This is a genomic window from Pseudomonas yamanorum (assembly GCF_900105735.1).
Lineage (GTDB): Bacteria > Pseudomonadota > Gammaproteobacteria > Pseudomonadales > Pseudomonadaceae > Aquipseudomonas > Aquipseudomonas yamanorum.
The window spans coordinates 3457886-3476887 of the sequence record NZ_LT629793.1 but is presented as its reverse complement, the minus strand read 5'-3'; the positions used below and the strand labels follow the sequence as shown (position 1 = coordinate 3476887).

The 19002-nt window shown below is 54.8% G+C and carries 17 protein-coding genes; 3 read left to right on the top strand and 14 right to left on the bottom strand.

The annotated features are described in order from the left end of the window. Nucleotides 1–230 precede the first annotated feature (230 nt). Nucleotides 231–623, bottom strand: coding sequence for a DUF6957 family protein (locus tag BLU46_RS16350; protein WP_093203463.1), 393 nt, complete (start codon nucleotides 621–623; stop codon nucleotides 231–233). Nucleotides 624–992: 369 nt separating this feature from the next. Next, nucleotides 993–1631: an antitoxin Xre/MbcA/ParS toxin-binding domain-containing protein gene (locus BLU46_RS16345; protein ID WP_231740518.1), complete on the bottom strand. Its 639-nt coding sequence runs from the start codon at nucleotides 1629–1631 to the stop codon at nucleotides 993–995. Between the two features lie 222 nt (nucleotides 1632–1853). Here BLU46_RS16345 and BLU46_RS16340 point away from each other — a divergent pair, with 222 nt between their 5' ends. Then, on the top strand, nucleotides 1854–2402 hold the full coding sequence (locus BLU46_RS16340) for a 3'-5' exonuclease (protein ID WP_093203460.1): 549 nt from the start codon (nucleotides 1854–1856) through the stop codon (nucleotides 2400–2402). Between the two features lie 29 nt (nucleotides 2403–2431). On the opposite strand, the gene BLU46_RS16335 is transcribed toward BLU46_RS16340, so the two are convergent. The 12 genes from BLU46_RS16335 to BLU46_RS16280 form a co-directional block, all read right to left on the bottom strand. Next, nucleotides 2432–2914 carry a Mov34/MPN/PAD-1 family protein gene (locus BLU46_RS16335; RefSeq protein WP_093203457.1) on the bottom strand — a complete coding sequence of 161 codons (483 nt, stop codon included), beginning with the start codon at nucleotides 2912–2914 and terminating at the stop codon, nucleotides 2432–2434. Further along, on the bottom strand, nucleotides 2911–4695 hold the full coding sequence (locus tag BLU46_RS16330) for a ThiF family adenylyltransferase (protein WP_093203454.1): 1785 nt from the start codon (nucleotides 4693–4695) through the stop codon (nucleotides 2911–2913). The genes BLU46_RS16335 and BLU46_RS16330 overlap by 4 nt, the downstream gene beginning before the upstream one ends. Continuing rightward, nucleotides 4679–5929 (bottom strand): nucleotidyltransferase domain-containing protein, encoded by a 1251-nt coding sequence (locus BLU46_RS16325; RefSeq protein WP_033897209.1) that lies wholly within the window; start codon nucleotides 5927–5929, stop codon nucleotides 4679–4681. The genes BLU46_RS16330 and BLU46_RS16325 overlap by 17 nt, the downstream gene beginning before the upstream one ends. Continuing rightward, nucleotides 5930–7096, bottom strand: coding sequence for an SAVED domain-containing protein (locus BLU46_RS16320; RefSeq protein WP_054068362.1), 1167 nt, complete (start codon nucleotides 7094–7096; stop codon nucleotides 5930–5932). 353 nt (nucleotides 7097–7449) lie between these two features. Then, complete coding sequence (locus BLU46_RS16315) at nucleotides 7450–10593, bottom strand: efflux RND transporter permease subunit (protein WP_093203451.1); 3144 nt, start codon at nucleotides 10591–10593, stop codon at nucleotides 7450–7452. Then, nucleotides 10590–12074 carry an efflux RND transporter periplasmic adaptor subunit gene (locus BLU46_RS16310; RefSeq protein ID WP_093203448.1) on the bottom strand — a complete coding sequence of 495 codons (1485 nt, stop codon included), beginning with the start codon at nucleotides 12072–12074 and terminating at the stop codon, nucleotides 10590–10592. Before BLU46_RS16310 ends, BLU46_RS16315 begins: the two co-directional genes overlap by 4 nt. Then, nucleotides 12071–13327, bottom strand: coding sequence for a TolC family protein (locus BLU46_RS16305; RefSeq protein WP_024014906.1), 1257 nt, complete (start codon nucleotides 13325–13327; stop codon nucleotides 12071–12073). Before BLU46_RS16305 ends, BLU46_RS16310 begins: the two co-directional genes overlap by 4 nt. Nucleotides 13328–13427: 100 nt before the next feature. After that, a complete protein-coding gene (locus BLU46_RS33225; protein ID WP_080377434.1) occupies nucleotides 13428–13769 on the bottom strand; it encodes a hypothetical protein in 342 nt (113 codons plus the stop codon). A gap of 73 nt (nucleotides 13770–13842) precedes the next feature. Then, nucleotides 13843–14781, bottom strand: a complete 939-nt coding sequence (copD, locus tag BLU46_RS16295; RefSeq protein ID WP_024014908.1) for a copper homeostasis membrane protein CopD — start codon at nucleotides 14779–14781, stop codon at nucleotides 13843–13845. 3 nt (nucleotides 14782–14784) lie between these two features. Continuing rightward, entirely contained in the window at nucleotides 14785–15168 is a 384-nt protein-coding gene (copC, locus tag BLU46_RS16290; protein ID WP_024014909.1) for a copper homeostasis periplasmic binding protein CopC, read from the bottom strand. Between the two features lie 360 nt (nucleotides 15169–15528). After that, a complete protein-coding gene (locus BLU46_RS16285; protein ID WP_093203446.1) occupies nucleotides 15529–16917 on the bottom strand; it encodes a heavy metal sensor histidine kinase in 1389 nt (462 codons plus the stop codon). After that, the gene (locus BLU46_RS16280; protein ID WP_019816984.1) at nucleotides 16917–17603 is read right to left on the bottom strand and encodes a heavy metal response regulator transcription factor; all 687 of its coding nucleotides are present in this window, start codon (nucleotides 17601–17603) and stop codon (nucleotides 16917–16919) included. The genes BLU46_RS16285 and BLU46_RS16280 overlap by 1 nt, the downstream gene beginning before the upstream one ends. A gap of 204 nt (nucleotides 17604–17807) precedes the next feature. On the opposite strand from BLU46_RS16280, the gene BLU46_RS16275 reads away from it, so the two are divergent. Both BLU46_RS16275 and BLU46_RS16270 read left to right on the top strand, forming a co-directional pair. Next, nucleotides 17808–18161 (top strand): co-regulatory protein PtrA N-terminal domain-containing protein, encoded by a 354-nt coding sequence (locus BLU46_RS16275; RefSeq protein ID WP_024616841.1) that lies wholly within the window; start codon nucleotides 17808–17810, stop codon nucleotides 18159–18161. A gap of 157 nt (nucleotides 18162–18318) precedes the next feature. After that, a complete protein-coding gene (locus BLU46_RS16270) occupies nucleotides 18319–18852 on the top strand; it encodes a cupredoxin domain-containing protein (RefSeq protein ID WP_019816982.1) in 534 nt (177 codons plus the stop codon). The last annotated feature ends 150 nt before the right edge of the window (nucleotides 18853–19002 follow it).

Genomic DNA, 19002 nt, shown 5'->3' with positions numbered 1-19002 from the left:
GGGGTTTGGTTACCAACAACATAGTTTGACACAGGCCCTCAAGTAAACCGGGGCCTTTAGGATGATCCGGGGTCCACACAACAGCAACATAGACTGACACAGGCGCGTCACATTTCAAATACGGTGCTCGATTGGTAACAACATAGATTGACACAATAGCGGCGGCGTTCATTAATGCCGAAACGCTATGCGAGCGCGACTTGCCACTCACCTGTGTGGGAGTGAGTTTTTCAGCACAGGCTCAGTGCGATGTCTAAATCTGTACGCAACCTTCGACCGGCCCCCATCAGCACATAAACTGTGTTTTTTGTTGGAAACAGGCAGTTGTGGGTGAAAGAAACACCCAGTGTTGTTTTGACCCAATCACCAGGTGCGAAGCGACCTTTACTATCTTGGATAACGGTCGAAGCGTAAACGAGAGCAGGAATTAGCTCCCTGTCCTTAATGGCTTTCAGCTGACTTGTTGTGACGTCGAGATCCAATATTGCCCAATCAGCAACAAGACAATAGGCACGGGAAGGGAAATGCAGGCGGGCGAGCGCTACAGCATCTGGTGTGGTGAGTTGGCATCCGTCTACTTTCTCACCATCAGAAAGCACTGAAATATAATCTGCCAAATTCATGACTACCTCCTGCCGATCAAAAAAACCGATTCGAACGAGAAGCATCACTCAGCTTAGCTGCTAGCGGATCACCAGGTTCCGATGCCGACGGATAGCAGCAGGGTGACCTCATGGCTGTTTCGTCTTCTCCCTTCATCTCACTGAACGGGATGATTTCTATCGAGCTGCCACCCGATAAAGTGGTTTGCGCCAGTACCCAGCTATGCCATTGCCGTGCGTGTATCTTTCTCAACGGTACGTGCCGATGTGAGTGAAACCTAGTGCTTCAATGGATGCCCGTGGATGCCGTATCGGCAAGGCGACGCCGGTATAGGCGCCTGAAATCCATGTTACTCAAGGAGCGGTAGACGCCGTTTGGCTGCGGCTGAATCAAAATGACATGCCCTCCGACACTTGAATCAGCATTTCTTCGACTAGATGTGTGCCAAAGGTTGTAGCAACCATCGACGATGGGCTTTCTCCCAAAAAGCGGGCTTTGGGTTTGGAAAGCCATTGTTTGGCCTTAACTTTGTCACCGAAGATCACCTCGGCCATGGCGGTAATATGTACAAACCGGAAAAGGCGATCGCTCTCAGGCAGGGTTAAGAGCTGATTGGCTGACAGTTTTGTTTTTAGCGTTTTGGGTTGAATGATTCTATCGCGCTCTTCGTCGCTTAAGGTTCCATCATCACAAAGCATTTTGATCAGGCTGACCGAGAAGCCAGCTACTATCATGTCGTGAATGTCCAGATCCGAGGCATTGACAGAGATATGAAGAAGCCTCTCCAGACGCATGCGGTAAGCATGATAGACATCCTGACGCAGGACGCCAGAAACCATGGGCCGCAATGATGTTGCGTTGTGCACGGGCGTAAGCACTAGTGTGCCATTCGCTACGGTTAGCTCCAGGTCGTCCCCAACACCTAACCTCATTTGGTCAAGCAACTCTTGAGGCAGATCGATGATGATGTCGCCAGTACCGTCCTCAGTTTTTTGGCACTTGACTATCCAACGCTCGGTTTCACTCATGATCGTCCGGCCCTCATCCGCCATCAGAATGACACACATCATTATGCCTGGGCGCAGAGCTGACCAAAGGAATGGGCAACCGCTGACAGACAGGCACTGCCGCTGCTCGAACGCCGGATAACGAGTGAAAGGGCAAAAAATGGGTCAACGGCTATACCTGCCTTTCCACCTTCACATGGCTAAGCCTGAGCGTGATCAGGTAACTACACGAAAGGATATGACATGCACCCTGATGAGCTTTATGTTTCCGTCGATGTCGAGACGTCTGGACCTATACCAGGCGAATACAGTCTGCTTTCCATTGGAGCTTGTCTTGTAGCCCAACCTGAAACGTCCATCTATCTTGAACTACGACCTGACAGTCCGAAACACGACCCCGAAGCGCTGGCAGTATCGGGGCTGATTCTGGAGAATCTGGAGCGTGATGGCCTCGCTCCGCAACAGGCGATGCTGACATTTGATCAGTGGCTGAAATCGTCCTGCCAAACGGGGCAAAAGGTCATTTTCGTAGGACTCAATGCGCCGTTTGACTGGTCATTCGTCAATTACTACTTCCACAAATACCTGGAAACCAACCCCTTTGGTTTTACCGCCATCGACATGAAGGCCTACTTTATGGGCGCTTTAGGTTGCAGCTGGCAGGAAACAAAATCATCCAAAATGACCGCTGCGCTGAAGCCACTCAGCGAGCCGAACCATAACGCATTGGATGATGCCCGCTTTCAGGCAGAGCTCTTCGCTCTGATGCTAGCGGGTAAAGGTAAACGCTGACCTGCCTTCCACCCTCACGGACTTAAAGCTCATCTGACCCAGGTGGCCTCAACATATCTGCCGTCCCTGAACGACCACGCCTTGATACCTTCAGGTTTTTCGGACTTGCCGACAATAACGGCTATCGGGTGCGGCAAATCCTGCGTGTAACGTGCAGCAAATTTGGAGAAACTTCCGATATCTGCCGGAGAGATCACCGGAACGGATTGGGGGTGTGTATGCCAGTAGCCCACCAGACGTAACCCTTGTTCGTTGGCAGCCCTGATCTCCTGACGGCACCGCTCCGCATCCAACTCTAGCCAAGACCAACCTGACCGATCGGCGCGATGAGGCACCGTGGCCAAGGCCAACAGCAGACCTTTCGGATCAACCGGATTGACGAATAACTGTCCCCCTCGCTCCACGCCAAAAAGGCCCTGCCGATGACTAACCAAGATGTCCGCGACAGCTTGGGACACCAATAGTTCGGAATTCACCTCCGGCCATCGCCAGCGCCATGCGATATCCGTCATACCGTTTCGTCCTTATCTTCCGGCCATCCACGCTCGAGTAGGATTTGCTGCGCCCCCTCTGGCAGTTTGGGCCCTTGGTATTGGCCTCCCAGGCTCAGCACATCTTCAGGTCTGTAAATGCTGCTGATCCAAGATGCAGTGGCGATGTTGCCAGTTAATGCGCGTAGGGCCGTGTGCGACACCATAGAGGCGATATTGGTCATCCCCAGTGAGCCGCCTGGGATGAAGCTCTCCCCACAGGCGGGCAGCGGAACAACACCTCCTCCCGGCCACTCTGTAAATCTATGCAAGAAATCGCCGACGTTCGTGAATAGATGACGGCCATCAAACGTACCGGCTGGTGCGAATAGCGCATGACCTACCTGGGTATACGGTTCGCTCCAGGCTTGTAAGAGCCCCCAAGGAGCGCCGCTGGATTTCGCTCGCCATACAGTGACCTCCGACTGCCAATCTGCTGTCGTGATCACCACCAGATCTGCGTTATCGAACACTTCTGGTTTGCTGCTCATCACCACTTCGGCAAAAGTCGAATAAGCGGTGCATTCTGTCGTCGGAAGATCTAACAAAATCTTGTCCCTCAACGCTGAGGCTTTCAGTCTCCCTAGGCTATCCGCTCCAAGAACATGCCTCCCCAGATTGGCTGATACCAAGGTGTCAGGATCGATGAGGGTGAGGTGGCCGACACCGGATCGTGCCAACTGTATTGCCACCGCACTGCCTAACGAGCCAACACCAACGCAAACTACCCGAGCACTTTCAAGGTGCTGGGCAGTGCCGCTTGTATCGCGGGACAGAATGGACGCTCGATCAAGCACGTCCAGGGCAGTTGCCCGGACGAGCGCCGGAGGATGTGCATTTGCGATAGCTGGCCGGCGGCGCGCTGTACGCAAGCCAAACTTTGCCCCCCGCTCCTGCTGTACGCCAAGCGAGCGTACATTGAGGCAATACGTTGGAGCATCCGTCCCCCCAGGAAGCTCCAGAACAATCCATCGACTTGCCAACGTTCCATGCTGCTCAAACCATGCCAGCAATTGCTCAGCATCGTCTGGTTGAAGGTGGGGCGTTAGCCACGGCAATAGATCTTCTGGATCCGGGGTGCGGATATCCGGATAATTCTGAAGCTTGACGTAAAAACCGGGAGTTTCGGCCGCGCGAATGACAGCGGAACGCCCGACAACCCGTCGGTAATGCCCTTTGAGTGCAGCTACGTTCGATGCTAACCAAACCGTTTCCTGACCGGATGGCACAGCCCGGCGCGGATCGCTGAGCGCAAACAACTGCGAGGCAGCCTGAGGTCGATCCAACAGTAAAAGGTTCTGGAATGACTGACCGTGCTGAAAAGACCAGTAGGTAGTGATCTCGTTCTGAAATTCGATATCGCGCGTTGCCTGGCTTGATCCCATCTTGGACAACGAAACGATCTGTGCCAAGCGAGCAAGGCTGTCCTCTACCACAACCTCCGGGGAGCCCATGATGGGGCGTTCCTGAAAGCCATGAAGGCAAAGCCCCGACCTGGTGGCATGCGGCCAAACCAGCCATGGAGAGGGTTCGACGTTCAGCCGCAAGAGCCCACGGGGAAAATTGGAGGGGAAACCAATACGCAGTCGCCGCTCCTGCCCCGTGTAATCGATGGGCAAGGGAAAGTAAAAGGACGCCGCTTCGTCAGCCCGCATGGGTGCGGGCTGGAGCAATGCATCGGCAGCGTCCTGACCTAGGGTATTTCGCAGTGCGGCGATTCCGCGCTGCAATGGCGTCGTAATAGGATCAACCAAGGCGTCCAACTGGCTTTACGCTCGACTGAGAGGTTGCGCCACCGCTGGCCCCTCCGAAGAGCGAACCCATCGAAGCAGAGTTTCGAGTAGTGCCATCCGGTCGGCCGGGCATGGTCCAATTCGCAGGGATCTCATTGTTCACTGCCGTAATGAGTGCCGGTGCAATACCGAAATTCTTTTTCACTGCCTCGGCAAAGGAATCATTGGATTCAAAACTTTCCAAACCCAGTGATACGGATGCACTGGCGTCCGCATGCCACTTGGCAAATGCTTGGCGATAGCCTTGCCCTTCGCCTGGTCGATTCCACTTTTCTGCAAAGTTTTCGCCGTTATCGGCAGGGTTGCAGACAAAGCAATCGTTTCCTCTATGCGCGATGTGCTGCGGCATTCTGCGGACGATTTCCAAAATTGCATCAAGCGGAGCCAAAGGCTTCGACTGCGATTCCTTCACGACATCCAGATATGCGTGAGTGGCCAGGGTGGTGATGACCGCAGATATGGGGCGTGTATCAGCGCTCCTTGTGTTGATGGCCCACTCATCGCGATGCCGCTTGAGCAGCTTAATGGTTGCACGCAGGGGATCTTGATCGATGTAATCCTGATAATGCGGCAAAGGATCTTGTGTCGCGGCATCGAGCATTCGCTGGCTTTTGGCGACTACCAAGCTTTCCAGAGAGATTTCCTGGGCGGAGGCAACCTGTAACCAATTCGAGTACGGGATAGGGCTGCTTGCTTTCCACCCTGTGACCCGATCCGGAACCTCCAGCTTTCCCTCGCCGTTTGCTTCGCCATTTCCGTTGATTGCGCGGGCAGGCGTGACGTCGATGTGGAAGCCTGGATTTTCGTCGGCATAAACGATGCGGATGCCACGACGTAACTGTTTAACTTCTTCCTGAACGCGGGAGCCTTCCCTAAAACGCTGCTCAATCGCTTCTAAAACTTCCTTCGCACTAGCGCCTTGAGCGTGAGGGAGCCAGATAATCGCGTCCGCATCAATGGTGTCCAGATCCGCAGGCGCGCCGGGGATTGGCTTGATGGTCGTTTTCAGCCGCATCGAGCCTTGAACAAAGATGTGGGCCTCTGCGAGCAGCGGGTTGTCGGAAGCCGAGAGGATTTTTTCCAGTTGGGAGTAGCGGTCATTGATTTTTTCGTACTGCGCTTCCGACAGCGAGATCTCCCGCGCGGCGCGAAGCAGAAAATATTCCCAACTGCTGCGCTTGGTCTGTTCGTTGCTCAATAGCATTTACCTAGCCTCCTGGGCCACCGAGCCCAATTGCAGTGTTTGCGTAAACCGATCATGGTTTTCTTTGTCCCGATCGAAGATCAGGTACGTATGTTGATGCTGCGTTGTGAGCAACGCGCCAAACTCGATGGCCAATGCCGCAGGAATAGCGGCGAAGACGTGGATAGGGTCAGGAGTCAGAGCTTCAAGCTGGCTCAGCCGTATTTGCAGTGCGTCGCGAAAGGCATGAATCACTCGACGGTTCTGTACCATCGCATAGCTTGGTTCTGGGATCGCCAGCTCTGCAATACGTGCACCGGGCAGAGCGTCAGTCACGTCGCGAACTGGGACTTGCGCAGAAATAGAAAGCACTAGCGCCAGTGGCCCGTCGCCTTCGGGGGGAGGTGTAAACAAAAAAGCGGGCGGCTCAGCGGACTGATCGGGCCAGCGCAAACGATGTTCGCGGTGAAAGGAGAAGATCAAGCGCTTGGAACGGTCGCCGATACTCTGGCCCAGCATCATCAAAGCCGGAATGTCGGCCAAGCCGACTACTGCCAGCGCGGGCGAGTCGCCGTAGGTGCCGCCGCGACGCTTGAGTTGCTGTTCCAGCTCATACTGGATGCTGTCTTTGACGTTCTGCCAATAGGTAGTGTCGCGGCCGCGTGGTCCGGGCGCAGAAAAAGTGATTTTGATGCCTTGATCGAAGGCGGTTAATCCCTCGGCGGACATCGCAGTCAACAGATCGCGAACGGGAATATCGTTGATTGTCTGAAAATGCTGACTTTGGACGATGAGAGGAATGGCTCTACCACCATCGGGGGTCGTTGCGGCGAGTCGGATGCGTTCCAGGTACGCTTGGTGTAAACCACTCAAATCATTTTCAGGATACCCATCTGCATCACGATCGATTTTGTCATGACAACCTGGGCACAGGAGCATCAGATTAGCGGTATCGTTTGTGTGCGCCTCAGCATCATGATCGGCGCGTCCCCGAGGGCCTTTGGGACTGGCGGGCAGAATATGCGCCACTTCGCCCCATCTCATTGGCTTGCCGGCACGATAGTCGAACGTAAGATCCGTACCGCACAGTTCACAATGACCAGCGGTCTGTGTCCATACGATCCGCTTCGTCTCATCATTTGTGTTGAAGCGCCCGCTTGCGGGCTTAGCGTCTTCTTGTTCTGCCATTCCCACCTACCCCCGAGAAACATCCATGATTGAAAACGATGATGGCAAGATAAGATCATATTAAGGTCATTTGCCTCAATTTCAAGAGAGATCTGTGGGTGACGAATGCTGAGTCGGCTTTGAGTCAGAATGCTTTTCTGGGTCATCGAAACACAGTGGTGGCAGCGTTCGTTTTCAGGCAAGTGCTGGTGGGTCATGGCACTGACCACAGCGTATGTATCGAAATTAGCGAGTTTATGCAAAAGACATAAACTCGCTAATTTCAATACACATCGCGAACAGGACTGATGAAAACGAGATGTGCAGAGCAAACGAGGCTGCAAGCGCAGCCCCTTTTGTCCATTTTCTACGCGTCAGTCCCTGCCAAGCTCAGCGGATAGGTTTCGGCGGCGCATGAGCTGATAGGCCGCCGGAATGACAAACAGCGACAGCAAGGGCGCCGTGACCATACCGCCAATCATCGGGGCGGCAATGCGGCTCATCACCTCGCTGCCGGTACCGCTTCCCAGAAGTATAGGTAACAAACCAGCGATAATCACCGCCACGGTCATGGCCTTGGGTCGAACGCGCTGCACAGCGCCTTCAAGAATCGCGGCCATTAACCCGCGTTCTGTGTTGTCACCGAGGTCTTGACGCTCGGCCCAGGCATTTTTCAGGTAGAGCAGCATGATCACGCCAAATTCGGCAGAAACGCCGGCCAAGGCGATAAAGCCGACCCCGGTGGCAACCGACAGGTTGAATCCCAAAAGATAAAGAAACCATGCACCGCCCGTGAGGGCAAATGGCAGCGTGGCCATAATCAGCAGGGCCTCGTCAAAGCGGGCAAATGTCAGGTAAAGCAGCACGAAGATGATCAGCAGCGTGGCAGGGACCACCAGTTTTAGTCGTGCGTTGGCCCTCTCAAGAAATTCGAACTGACCTGAGTAGCTCAGGCTCATGCCGGGCTGCAACTTGACCTGCTCGCTGACGAGCCGGCGCAAATCGGCGACTACGGAGGCAATGTCCCGGCCGCGCACGTCGATGTACACCCAGCCTGAAGGCCGTGCGTTTTCACTTTTGAGCATCGGCGGCCCGTCGTTGACCTTGATCTTCGCCACTGTGCCAAGGGTGATCTGGCTGCCTAGCGGGGTGTAAATTGGCAACTGCTCCAAAGCGCCAAGCGAATCCCGCCATTCCCGAGGGTAACGGACGTTGATTGGGAAGCGTGCAAGCCCTTCGATGGTCTCGCCGACATTTTCACCGCCGATAGCGCCGGCCACGATTGACTGCACATCGGCGATATTCAGTCCGTATCGGGCGGCGGCTTTTCGGTCGATATCCACGTCGATGTAACGTCCACCGGTTAATCGCTCGGCCAGAGCCGAACTGACACCGGGTACGCCCTTGGCCACTCGCTCGACCGCTTGAGTCGCGGAATCAATCTCCGTCAGATTGGTGCCGGCAATCTTTACACCAATTGGACTTTTGATCCCCGTAGCCAGCATGTCGATTCGGTTGCGAATCGGTGGTATCCAGATATTGGTCAGCCCAGGAACCCGCACCACTCGGTCCAGCTCCTCCACCAGTTTTTCCTGAGTCATGCCTGGGCGCCATTGCTCCTGCGGCTTGAACTGGATAGTGGTTTCGAACATCTCCAGCGGCGCCGGGTCGGTGGCAGTTTCGGCACGTCCCGCTTTACCGAAGACATGTTCGACCTCCGGCACGGTTTTTATCAGACGGTCGGTTTGTTGCAGCAGTTGCGCCGCTTTCTGTGCGGATAATCCGGGCAGGGCCGAAGGCATATAGAGCAGGTCGCCCTCATTCAAAGGCGGAAGAAACTCGCCACCCAAGCGCGACAGTGGCCATAGCGCACTAAAAAACACCAACGCCGCCACCAGCAGCGTGACCCTCGGTCGCCGCAGCACTGCATCCAGAGCCGGCTGGTAGATCCGGATGAGCCAGCGGTTCAGCGGGTTGTTTTTTTCACTAGGAATCCGTCCCCGAATCCAATAGCCCATCAACACCGGCACCAAGGTCACTGACAATCCTGCTGCTGCGGCCATGGCGTAGGTTTTGGTAAAAGCCAGCGGGCCGAACAACCGCCCCTCTTGCGCTTGCAGGGTGAACACCGGAATGAACGAAAGGGTGATGATCAACAAACAGAAGAATAGAGCTGGTCCAACTTCAGCCGCTGCTTCGGTCATTACATGCCAATGACGCTCACCCTTCAGTTCCTCACCAGGATTGGCGACGTGCCAGGCCTCAATCTTCTTGTGTGCGTTTTCGATCATTACCACAGCAGCATCGACCATGGCGCCGATGGCGATGGCTATCCCGCCCAAGGACATGATGTTCGCGTTAATCCCTTGGTAGCGCATGACAATAAAGGCCATCAGCACACCGACCGGCAGGGAAATGATCGCCACCAGGGACGAGCGCAGGTGCCAAAGAAAGATCCCGCAAACCAATGCGACAACGATGAACTCTTCGATGAGCTTGTGGCTGAGATTTTCCACAGCACGGTCGATCAGCTTGCTGCGATCGTAGGTGGTGACGATTTCCACCCCGGCCGGCAGGCTGCTTTTGAGTTCGTCGAGTTTGGTTTTGACCGCCGCAATGGTCTCGCGAGCATTCTTACCGCTGCGCAAAATCACCACGCCGCCAACCGTCTCGCCTTCGCCGTCGAGTTCGGTGATGCCACGGCGCATCTCCGGCCCCAACTGGATCGTGGCGACATCGCCCAAGTTCACCGGCACACCGCCCGATCCCAGCTTGAGGGGGATCGCCCGAAAATCATTGAGCGTCTTCAGGTAGCCGGATGCACGCACGATGAACTCGGTCTCTGCCATCTCCAGCACCGCGCCACCCGTTTCCTGATTGGCCTTGCCGATCGCTTCGGTCACCTCGGCCTGCGTAATACCAAGACTGGCCAGTTTGAGCGGATCAAGCTGCACTTGGTACTGCTTGACCATGCCGCCCACAGTGGCCACTTCCGCCACATTGGGCAGGGTCTTGAGTTCAAACTTGAGGAACCAGTCCTGAAGTGCGCGTAGCTGCGCCAGATCATGCCCGCCAGTGCGATCCACCAGCGCGTACTGGAAGATCCATCCTACGCCTGTCGCATCTGGCCCCAACGCTGGCTTGGCGCTGGCCGGCAAGCGGCTTTGTACTTGGCTCAAGTACTCCAACACCCGCGAGCGAGCCCAGTACAAGTCAGTGCCGTCTTCGAACAGCACATAGACAAAGCTGTCACCGAAAAAGGAATAACCACGCACCGTCTTGGCACCTGGTACTGAGAGCATGGTGGTGGCCAACGGATAGGTGACCTGGTTCTCGACAATCTGGGGTGCTTGTCCAGGATACGGGGTGCGGATGATCACCTGCACATCGGACAAGTCTGGTAGCGCATCAATGGGCGTGCTCTGCACCGACCAAATGCCCCACGCCGTGATAAACAGCGTCGCCAGTAGCACCAGGAATCGGTTGGTTACGGACCAACGAATCAGGGCTGCAATCATGGCTGGCCCCCTGATTTGTCCAGACGCTCAACACGCAAGCCGTCGTCGGTCTGATTCACACCTATCCGGACCTTGTCGCCCGTTTTAAGACCCTGCATCAGAGCGGGATTGGCGAGCGGGAACGTCATCGTCATGCCAGGCATGCCCAGCGTCTTAAAAGGGCCGTGAGCGAGAGTGACTTCTTTATCGTTGATCTCAACGATTTGCCCATCCGCTTCATGCAAACCGGCGGCGGCTGCACTGGTGGGTGAAGGTTCCTCTGATTTGGCAACGATGCCTTTAAGACTGGCCTCTGAGTCGAGCAGGAACTGGCCAGAGCTAACCACTTTTTGGCCCTCTTCCAACCCTTTCAATATCGCCGTCTTGCCATCGCTTTCCTGCCCAAGTTGCACCTCCACGGGACGATAGCGACCGGCGTCTTCAGCGAGCATCACCAGGGCACGTAGACCGGTGCGAATGACCGCCTCGCTCGGCACCCACAGCACACTTTGCTCCGTCGCGCGATTAAGGCTCACGCGTGCGGTCATACCCGGCCTGAGACGGCCTTGCGGGTTAGGCAATTCGACGCGCACGCGAAGGGTGCGACTATCGGGATTGGTTTCTGGAAGAATCGCGCTTACCACGCCGTTGAGCACGACGCCTGGGAACGCGGGCAAACGCGCCTCAGCCACTTGTCCCAGCTGTATCGACCCGAATTCAGTCTCCGGGACCGCCAGAGCCAGCCAGACGTTACTCAACCCATTCACGCGTGCCAGTGTTTGGCCGGCAGCCACTGTCATACCTTCGCGCACATCGAGTTCTTGCAACACCCCACTGATAGGGCTGGTGAGGGTCAGGTTCGGTTGGACGTTGCCACTGCGCTCTACTTGAGTAATCGATGCCGCCGGCATCCCGGTAAGCCGCAAACGCTGGCGAGCCGCTGCCAGCAAGCCCGCATCGCCGCTACGCTTAAGTGCGAGAAACTCCTCCTGAGCCGCAGACCACTCCGGGACAAGAATATCCGCCAAGGCGGCGTTGGCTTTGATCACATCGCCAGGAGCATGGGCATACACGCGCTCGACGAAACCCGCCGTACGGGCCTGGATGACGGCGACGTCACGCTCGTTGAAGGTCAATACACCTACAACGTCCAGACTCGAAGCAAACACACCTCGATTGACCGTAGCCAGTCGCACACCAAGATTCTGGGTCAGGCTTGGATCAATGCGAACAGTGGCGCTGTCCCCCTTGCTATCCGCGTACTGAGGGACCATCTCCATGTCCATGAAGGGCGACTTACCCGGCTTATCGAATTTCTGTTGTGGGTACATGGGGTCGTACCAATACAGAACCTTGCGATCGACTGAGGACTCCGGCTTCGGCTCCGATGCTGCATCCGGTACTGCGCTCACCCTCGGTTGAGCCAACCAGTAACCACCGGCGACTCCCAAAGCAATTGAGATGCTGACAACAAAAACCCCTTTCCATGTTCGAGAGATCATTGAGCGGACTCCCCATAGGCGAAATACAGGCGAGCGCTGGTGAGAGCACGCTGCTCTTCAACATCAATCTGCTTGAGACGGGCTTCGATAAGCTCGCGCCGAGCGGCCACGACGGAGTTCAGATCGCCTTTGCCGGCGCGATAGCTGGCCATAGTGAGCTCGACCTTTTCCTTAGCCAAAGGGAGCAGGCTGGTCTGGGCTCGATGAACGGCGCGGTTCAGGCGCTCATAGTCCGCTAAGTCATCCTCCAATTGCTGGGTGTGCTCGCGTGAAAGGACCTCACGCTCAGCCTCAAGCTGATTGAGTTCCGCATGCTTGGCTGCGATTTTTGGGTTTTGTCGCGAGTCAGGAAACAGTGGTAGATCCCATGAAAACTGCACGCTGACCATGTCGCCGAACTCTCGGCCGCGATGCTGATAGTCGACTTCCCAGCTCCAATCAGACCGCTTTTCCGCTTCGGCCTCGCGCACCTTGGCCTGCGCTTCGCGGGTCATTGGGGCAAACGCTGCCAATTCTGGGTGATGTTGAACGTTGTGAGAGTACCCAGAGGCTTCTACAGGCCATTCAGGCAAGCTGCCCACAGGTTTATCGTTTGCGGCTGGTCCAATCCAGCTCTTCAAAGCTGCTCGGGCTTGCGATCTCTGGCGAATCAGATCGTCCTGCTGCTCTTCCAGTTGTGCCGCCTCCTGTTTGGGCGTGACGGCATCAGCAGGTTGAGCGCGGCCACCGGCAATCTGCGCGCGGACGGTATCGGCCAGCAGGCGGTTTTCCCTATAGAAGTCCTGGAACAGCGCGTCTTTACGCTCAACGGAATAGCTGCTGATCCAGGCCAGCGCCGTGGCCTGACGAACCTTTAGACGTTCGACCAGACGCTCAGCGGCAGCGCGGTCAATGGCTGCATCAGCAACCTCGATTCGGGCTTTTCGTTTGGCGCTGTTCGGCATTTCCTGACTGACACCGACCATTTGCATGGTCATGAAGTCCTGATCGATGCTCCAGCGATCCGGCCCCCCAATGGGATAGTTCTGTATACCTACCAGCAACTTGGGATCGGGTAGTTCCCCGGCTGGGATGGCTGCACTAGTGGCGGCACGAATTTTTGCATCTTGTGCAGTCAGCGACGGCGCATTGGTTTCAGCCAGCTGCAAAGCATCATCGAGTGTCAACGCAGCAGCGAAACTCGGCGTGGCCAATACGCTTGCCGCCAAGATGGCCACGAGGGGCCGCCCTGTGCAATAGCACTTGGATTTCATGTTCACGATTCCTGTGATGATCCACTGCGTGCTTCATGAGAGATGCACGCAGATATCCCATACCGCCTGACGCGGAATGAGGCTCAGTGTGGTACAGGAATCAAATGCGGGGAGGTCGCCATACCCCTGATGGAGTTTGGACAGGATGGGAATCTATGGAGATGGACGCTGCGAGGGGGCTCGACAGGGTCACCGGAGGCTTGATGATGGAGACTTGCAGCATGCCGCCGGTCTTGCACTCCTGGCCCGGCTTACAGGGTTTACCGTGCTCGGTTGGGCTTTTCATGTCATGGCAGCAGTCTTGGCCCATGCCGTCCATCATCGCCATGCCCATGGTTTGCATCGGGCACGGCTCTGTCGGCGCCTGAACACCCGCCATCCCGCTGAAGGGAAGCGCCAGGCTAATCAGGAAAATCAGGCAAAGCCGTAGATAGCGTGTCATGGGCTGAAGTGTAGCCAGTAGAAATGGTGCTAACAATCACGTTCTAGGCTTCTTGGTTAGCTGCCAGAAACCTCTATTGCGCGCTCATTTCCATTTCAGGACTTAGCGTGCCTAACCATGCGACAAGACAGATGATGAGGATTGCCATCAGGAATTCGAATTTCATGCTGCGGCGCAAGGCATTGACCGCTACAGAGTATTGACCATTGCGAACCGAGCGCTCCAATAGCGGGCTTAAGTGAAAGCGGTTCAGCGTCGCTAAAACGATCATCCCGGCAAAGAGCAGGATCTTCAAAAACAGCAACTGGCCATAGGTACTGAGCATGACCTCATCAAGGTTGGGACCGACGATGAAAAGGTAATTTACTACTCCCGTAACGCTTATGATCGCAACAATCACACCGCCGGCCGACTCAAAGCCAGTCAGCACGCGGGCAAGAATACGTGCTTCCTCCTCACCCTTCAGCGATTTCAACCGCAGCAGTAGAGCGAAGGCCGCTAGAGCACCCAACCAGCCACCTGCCGCTAATAAATGGAAAATGTCGCTGAGAAAATGCCAGTAGCGGCGGCTGCCTTCGTCCATGGCACCATGCCCTGTCCAGGCTAGCGTGGCCAACGCGATTGCTCCACAGGCGGTGACGATCCAGAGGCTGGGTGTCGGATATCGTTTATTCAACGCGACGCCCAGAATTGCCCCCACCAAGGCGGCTATCCGAACCATCCAGGTCAACCCAACATCGGTGCCCATGATGACCATTTCAAAAATGTGGTGATGTAGCTCCATAAGCTCCGATACACCGCTCATTGCTTTTGCAAGCAACAACATCGCAGCAAGGGACAGAGCTACACCTGCAATAGAAGTACCGTAAAGAAGCGACTCAAAGTTCAAGACCGTGCCCGATACCCTTTCCTTTCCCCTGAGACTGTACAAGCCGAATATGGCCAGTCCAAATAACAACATCAGGTCAAAATAGAGAGCAAAGCGAACCACGATATTTAATGAGTCGCTCATGGATCATTTCACTTTGAATGAAAAGTTGCCGGTGATCGGGTGGGTGTCCGAAGACACTGCACGCCATTCAACTTTGTAGGTACCGGTGGTCAGCGGTGCAGCCGGCGTAATCACCATCGTTTTCGGATCACCACCAGCAGCGACAGCGGCCTTTACACCCATGGGGGAGTTAGGCATGCCAGGCATGTCGGTCATGATCAGCTTTGCACCGGAAAACTGAGTGGTGAGATTCTCAGAAAAATGCAGTTCGATTTTCGACGGAGCCGCCGCATCCGAGCCTTCTGCCGGAGTGGAAGAAAGAAGTTTTGGATGTGCCTGGGCCACTGCACTCAGAAGCAAACCAGCAGTGATTGCAACGGCCACGGACGTAGTTTTAAGGAATGACATGCAAGACTCCTCACAGCAAGCGCTGTTGATTCGAGGTTTTTTGGGAGGAACTAGTTTTTAATTTCTTTAAAAACCACTGTTGATTAACTCGGAGCCCCCGTCCTCTTCGCCAGGTTGAACAGGAGAAACTCGCTAGCCCTAACGTCACAGTGCGAGAACACGATGCCACACGATCACAAACTGTTCGATTACATTTCAGTCAGCTTGATCCGATGTTTGGCATCTAATCGTTGAGCGTAGCAAGGCCTGAAAAGAGACGGCGTACCGCAGGACCGGGGAGCTCAATCACTCTGAAAAATCCGCAGAGGCGTAGCTAAACGCACAACGCCAAGACGCCGTTGGTCCCAAATGTTTTGTCGCTCAGCTAACCGTCGAATCGACGGCCGGAAACTCAAGATGAAAAGCCGTTTTCCCGTCGCCTGACGTACACCAGATCTTGCCATCGTGCGCTTCGACAATTGATCGGGTAATCGACAGACCTAGCCCTGCGTTGCTTGGACTTCCTTCTCGCCGCGCTGGGTCCACGCGATAAAAACGATCAAACAGCTTTTCAAGGTGTTCGGGGGCAATGGGCTCACCATGGTTTTCCACGACAACCGTTACCGACGCATCCTTGTGCTGAATATCGACACTGATTGACGTCCCTTCATAGGTGTAGCGCAGCGCATTTGAGAGCAGATTGGAAATCGCTCGGTGGAGCATAAGGACATCACCTCGCACGCTCCCCCGTCCTGAAACCTTAAGCTCGATCCCTCGTTCATCAGCCAACAGGCGGTAGTACTCAAGCAATTTTTCCACGACAGCCACCAGGTCTATTGGCTTGTTCTCGTGCGTAATTAGACCATTGTCAGATTTCGCCAGAAAAAGCATGTCATCAATCATCCGGCTCATGCGCTTCAAGTCATCAAGATTGGAGTACAAATTGTCTTCGTAGTCCTCGATGTTTCTTTTTCTCGAAAGCACCACTTCAGTGTGGGTCATCAAGTTGCTCACGGGGGTCCGTAGTTCGTGGGCAATGTCTGCCGAAAAGTTGGATAACCGGACAAATGCATCGTCGAGCCTGGATAACATGGCGTTGAACGACAACACCATCTGTTGAAGCTCTTTCGGAACGGGTGCCAGGGGAATACGCTCCTTGAGTGATTTTGCTGACATGGAGGCAGCTACCCGTGTGACCTGGCGGATAGGCCGCATGCCACTGCTAGCTACCATCCAGCCGAGTGCAGCACTGACCAATGCGCTGATCACCAACCCTATCCAAAACCATCGTTCGAGCGTCTCGAAAAAGGACATATGCTGAGTAACGTCAAAAATCAACATGACAGTTAATGGCCTTTCTTGTCCCGTCACTACGGATTGGGCAGTCACACCACGGAACATCTGCTCTTGCTCCCGCCATTCCCAGACGGTTGTGTTTGTGGTTGTGCGAAACGCCTTCGGAACGTCGACCGGGCCGGGATCCGCAAACAGCACCTTGCCGTCGCCATCGATGATAAGCGCAGTCAAATCACGGTGTGCGCCCAGCAGCGCTTCTAACTCCGGTTTAGCCTCGCTGAATTGATCGATGTTGCTCAGCCCGGACAAGATCCGCTGAGTCGAGTGGAGTTTTTCGTACAATGCCTGCTGATCCAGCATCTTAAAATGATGCCGGCTGAGGTTATTGAAACTGAGTCCGGCGACCGTGAGCACAGCCGTTACCGCGAGCATAAACATCAGACTCATACGAGTCGTCAGGGACATCCGGTTCATCACGACTCCGAATCTGGTGCATCGAGCATGTAACCCATTCCCCTTGAGGTATGAATCAACTTGACCTCAAAATCGTCGTCTATCTTGGCCCTGAGCCGTCTCACTGCAACCTCGATAACGTTGGTATCGCTGTCGAAGTTCATATCCCAAACCTGGGAGGCGATAAGAGACTTTGGCAGCACCTCCCCTCGACGACGCAGCAGAAGCTCAAGCAACGCAAACTCTTTGGCCGTAAGGTCTATGCGTTTGCCTCCTCGGATGGCTCGACGCTTGAGCAGGTCCACTTCAAGGTCAGCCAGTTTCATAAAGGTTTGCGAAGGTGCGCTGCTACCGCGACGCAGCAACGTTCTGACTCGAGCAAGCAATTCAGAAAACGCGAAGGGTTTGATCAGATAGTCATCCGCACCGAGTTCAAGTCCCTTCACTCGGTCTTCAACGCGGTCTCTGGCGGTGAGAAAAAGCACCGGGACGTCTTTCCCGGAAGCGCGAACCTTCTGCAGGACTTCCCAGCCATCCAAACCCGGCATCATGACGTCGAGAATCAGCAGATCATAGGCTTCGCTCAAAGCGTGCTGAAGCGCCTCTTTTCCATTCGTGAAACGGTCGACATTGAACCCGGCCTCGTTGAGCCCTTGCTGCAAATAGATACCTATTTTTGGTTCGTCTTCAGCGACAAGAAGTCTCATGAGGTCGTTCTCAGATAATAGTTAAGCGGAGTCTGCAACGAAAACTGGCAGCCAACCAGCAACTGACAGAAAAGTAATCTTGGCTTCAGGTAGATGTCAGCGAGTGCTGGCTAGGGTTCAGACATGAGTACTTCATTGGTGCTCGACCGACCTCTGAGCGATGAATCGTATGGAAGTCGGATTCCCTCATGAGGAGCTACCCCTATGAACCGCCTGAAAATGCTGTTTTTTGTAAGCTCGATACTGGTCTCGGCTTCTGTGTGGGCTGAAAGCGGCGGAGATCGAGTCATTGAGCGTATGGAAGGTTTGCGCGACAAGGCCGAAGCCACGTTGATGAAAGCTGAACAAGCCCCTGAAGGAGAGCGTCACGTCCACATGGCAGAACACATGAAGATGCTTGGGGACATCATGAGCCAGCTCCACAACGATCACCCAGATGCCTCAATGTCACCCCAAGAGCATCTAGCCTGGATGGAGAAGCACGACAAAATCGTTGATGACGTTTTGCGCCAGATGCAGCGCGAGCACAAATTGATGCTTTCAGAAAACCATCAATAAACGCCCCCTGGATAAGTACTTGTCAGCATCTTGTTGCGGCGTCAATTGGACGCCGTATCTATTTAGAAAACTGACAAAGAAGTAATGCCCAAGTCAGTTAGCTGGCAGCTGAGCATCATTAGCATAGCCAATGTTCCCACGTATTCCTGAGGTCACCATGAAAACTACGCTCGCTACTCCGTTCATCGCAGCAATGACCCTGTTTTTCGCTGCCACGGCTATGGCTAATGCAGGGCATGGACAAGACGACATAGGCCAGCCTGGTGTGGCCTCTGACGTTACCCGCACGGTTGAGGTCGAGATGGGCGACATTTTTTTCAAGCCTAAAAGCATCGACGTAAAACCTGGTGAAACAATCCGCTTTGTCCTTCGCAACGAGGGTTCGCTGCTGCATGAGTTCAACATCGGCAAAGCCGCTGCTCATGCAGCACACCAGAAAGAAATGGCAAGCATGTTCAAGAACGGAACACTAAGCCCTACCGGTACCGGGAAGATGAGCGGCATGAGCCACGGCATGGGCGGAATGAAGATGGTCGCAATGGAGCATGACGACCCTAACAGTGTCCTGATTGAGCCTGGCTCAACCCAAGAGCTGATCTGGACCTTCAACGACAGTGCAGGGCTTCAGTTTGCCTGCAACGTGCCGGGGCATTACCAATCGGGAATGGTCGGCGAATTTGATCTGAAATAAACCGGAGTCGGCTGTTTCTGCCGGCCCGACGCAAGAGTTGGCTACGCTAAGTCGCAAGTAACATAGCAACGCTTCTCAGCCGGGGTCCGTGCGGAAACATCACCGCACCACTGTGGAGCCGCAAATCAGCGTTGTACTGAATATGCTCAT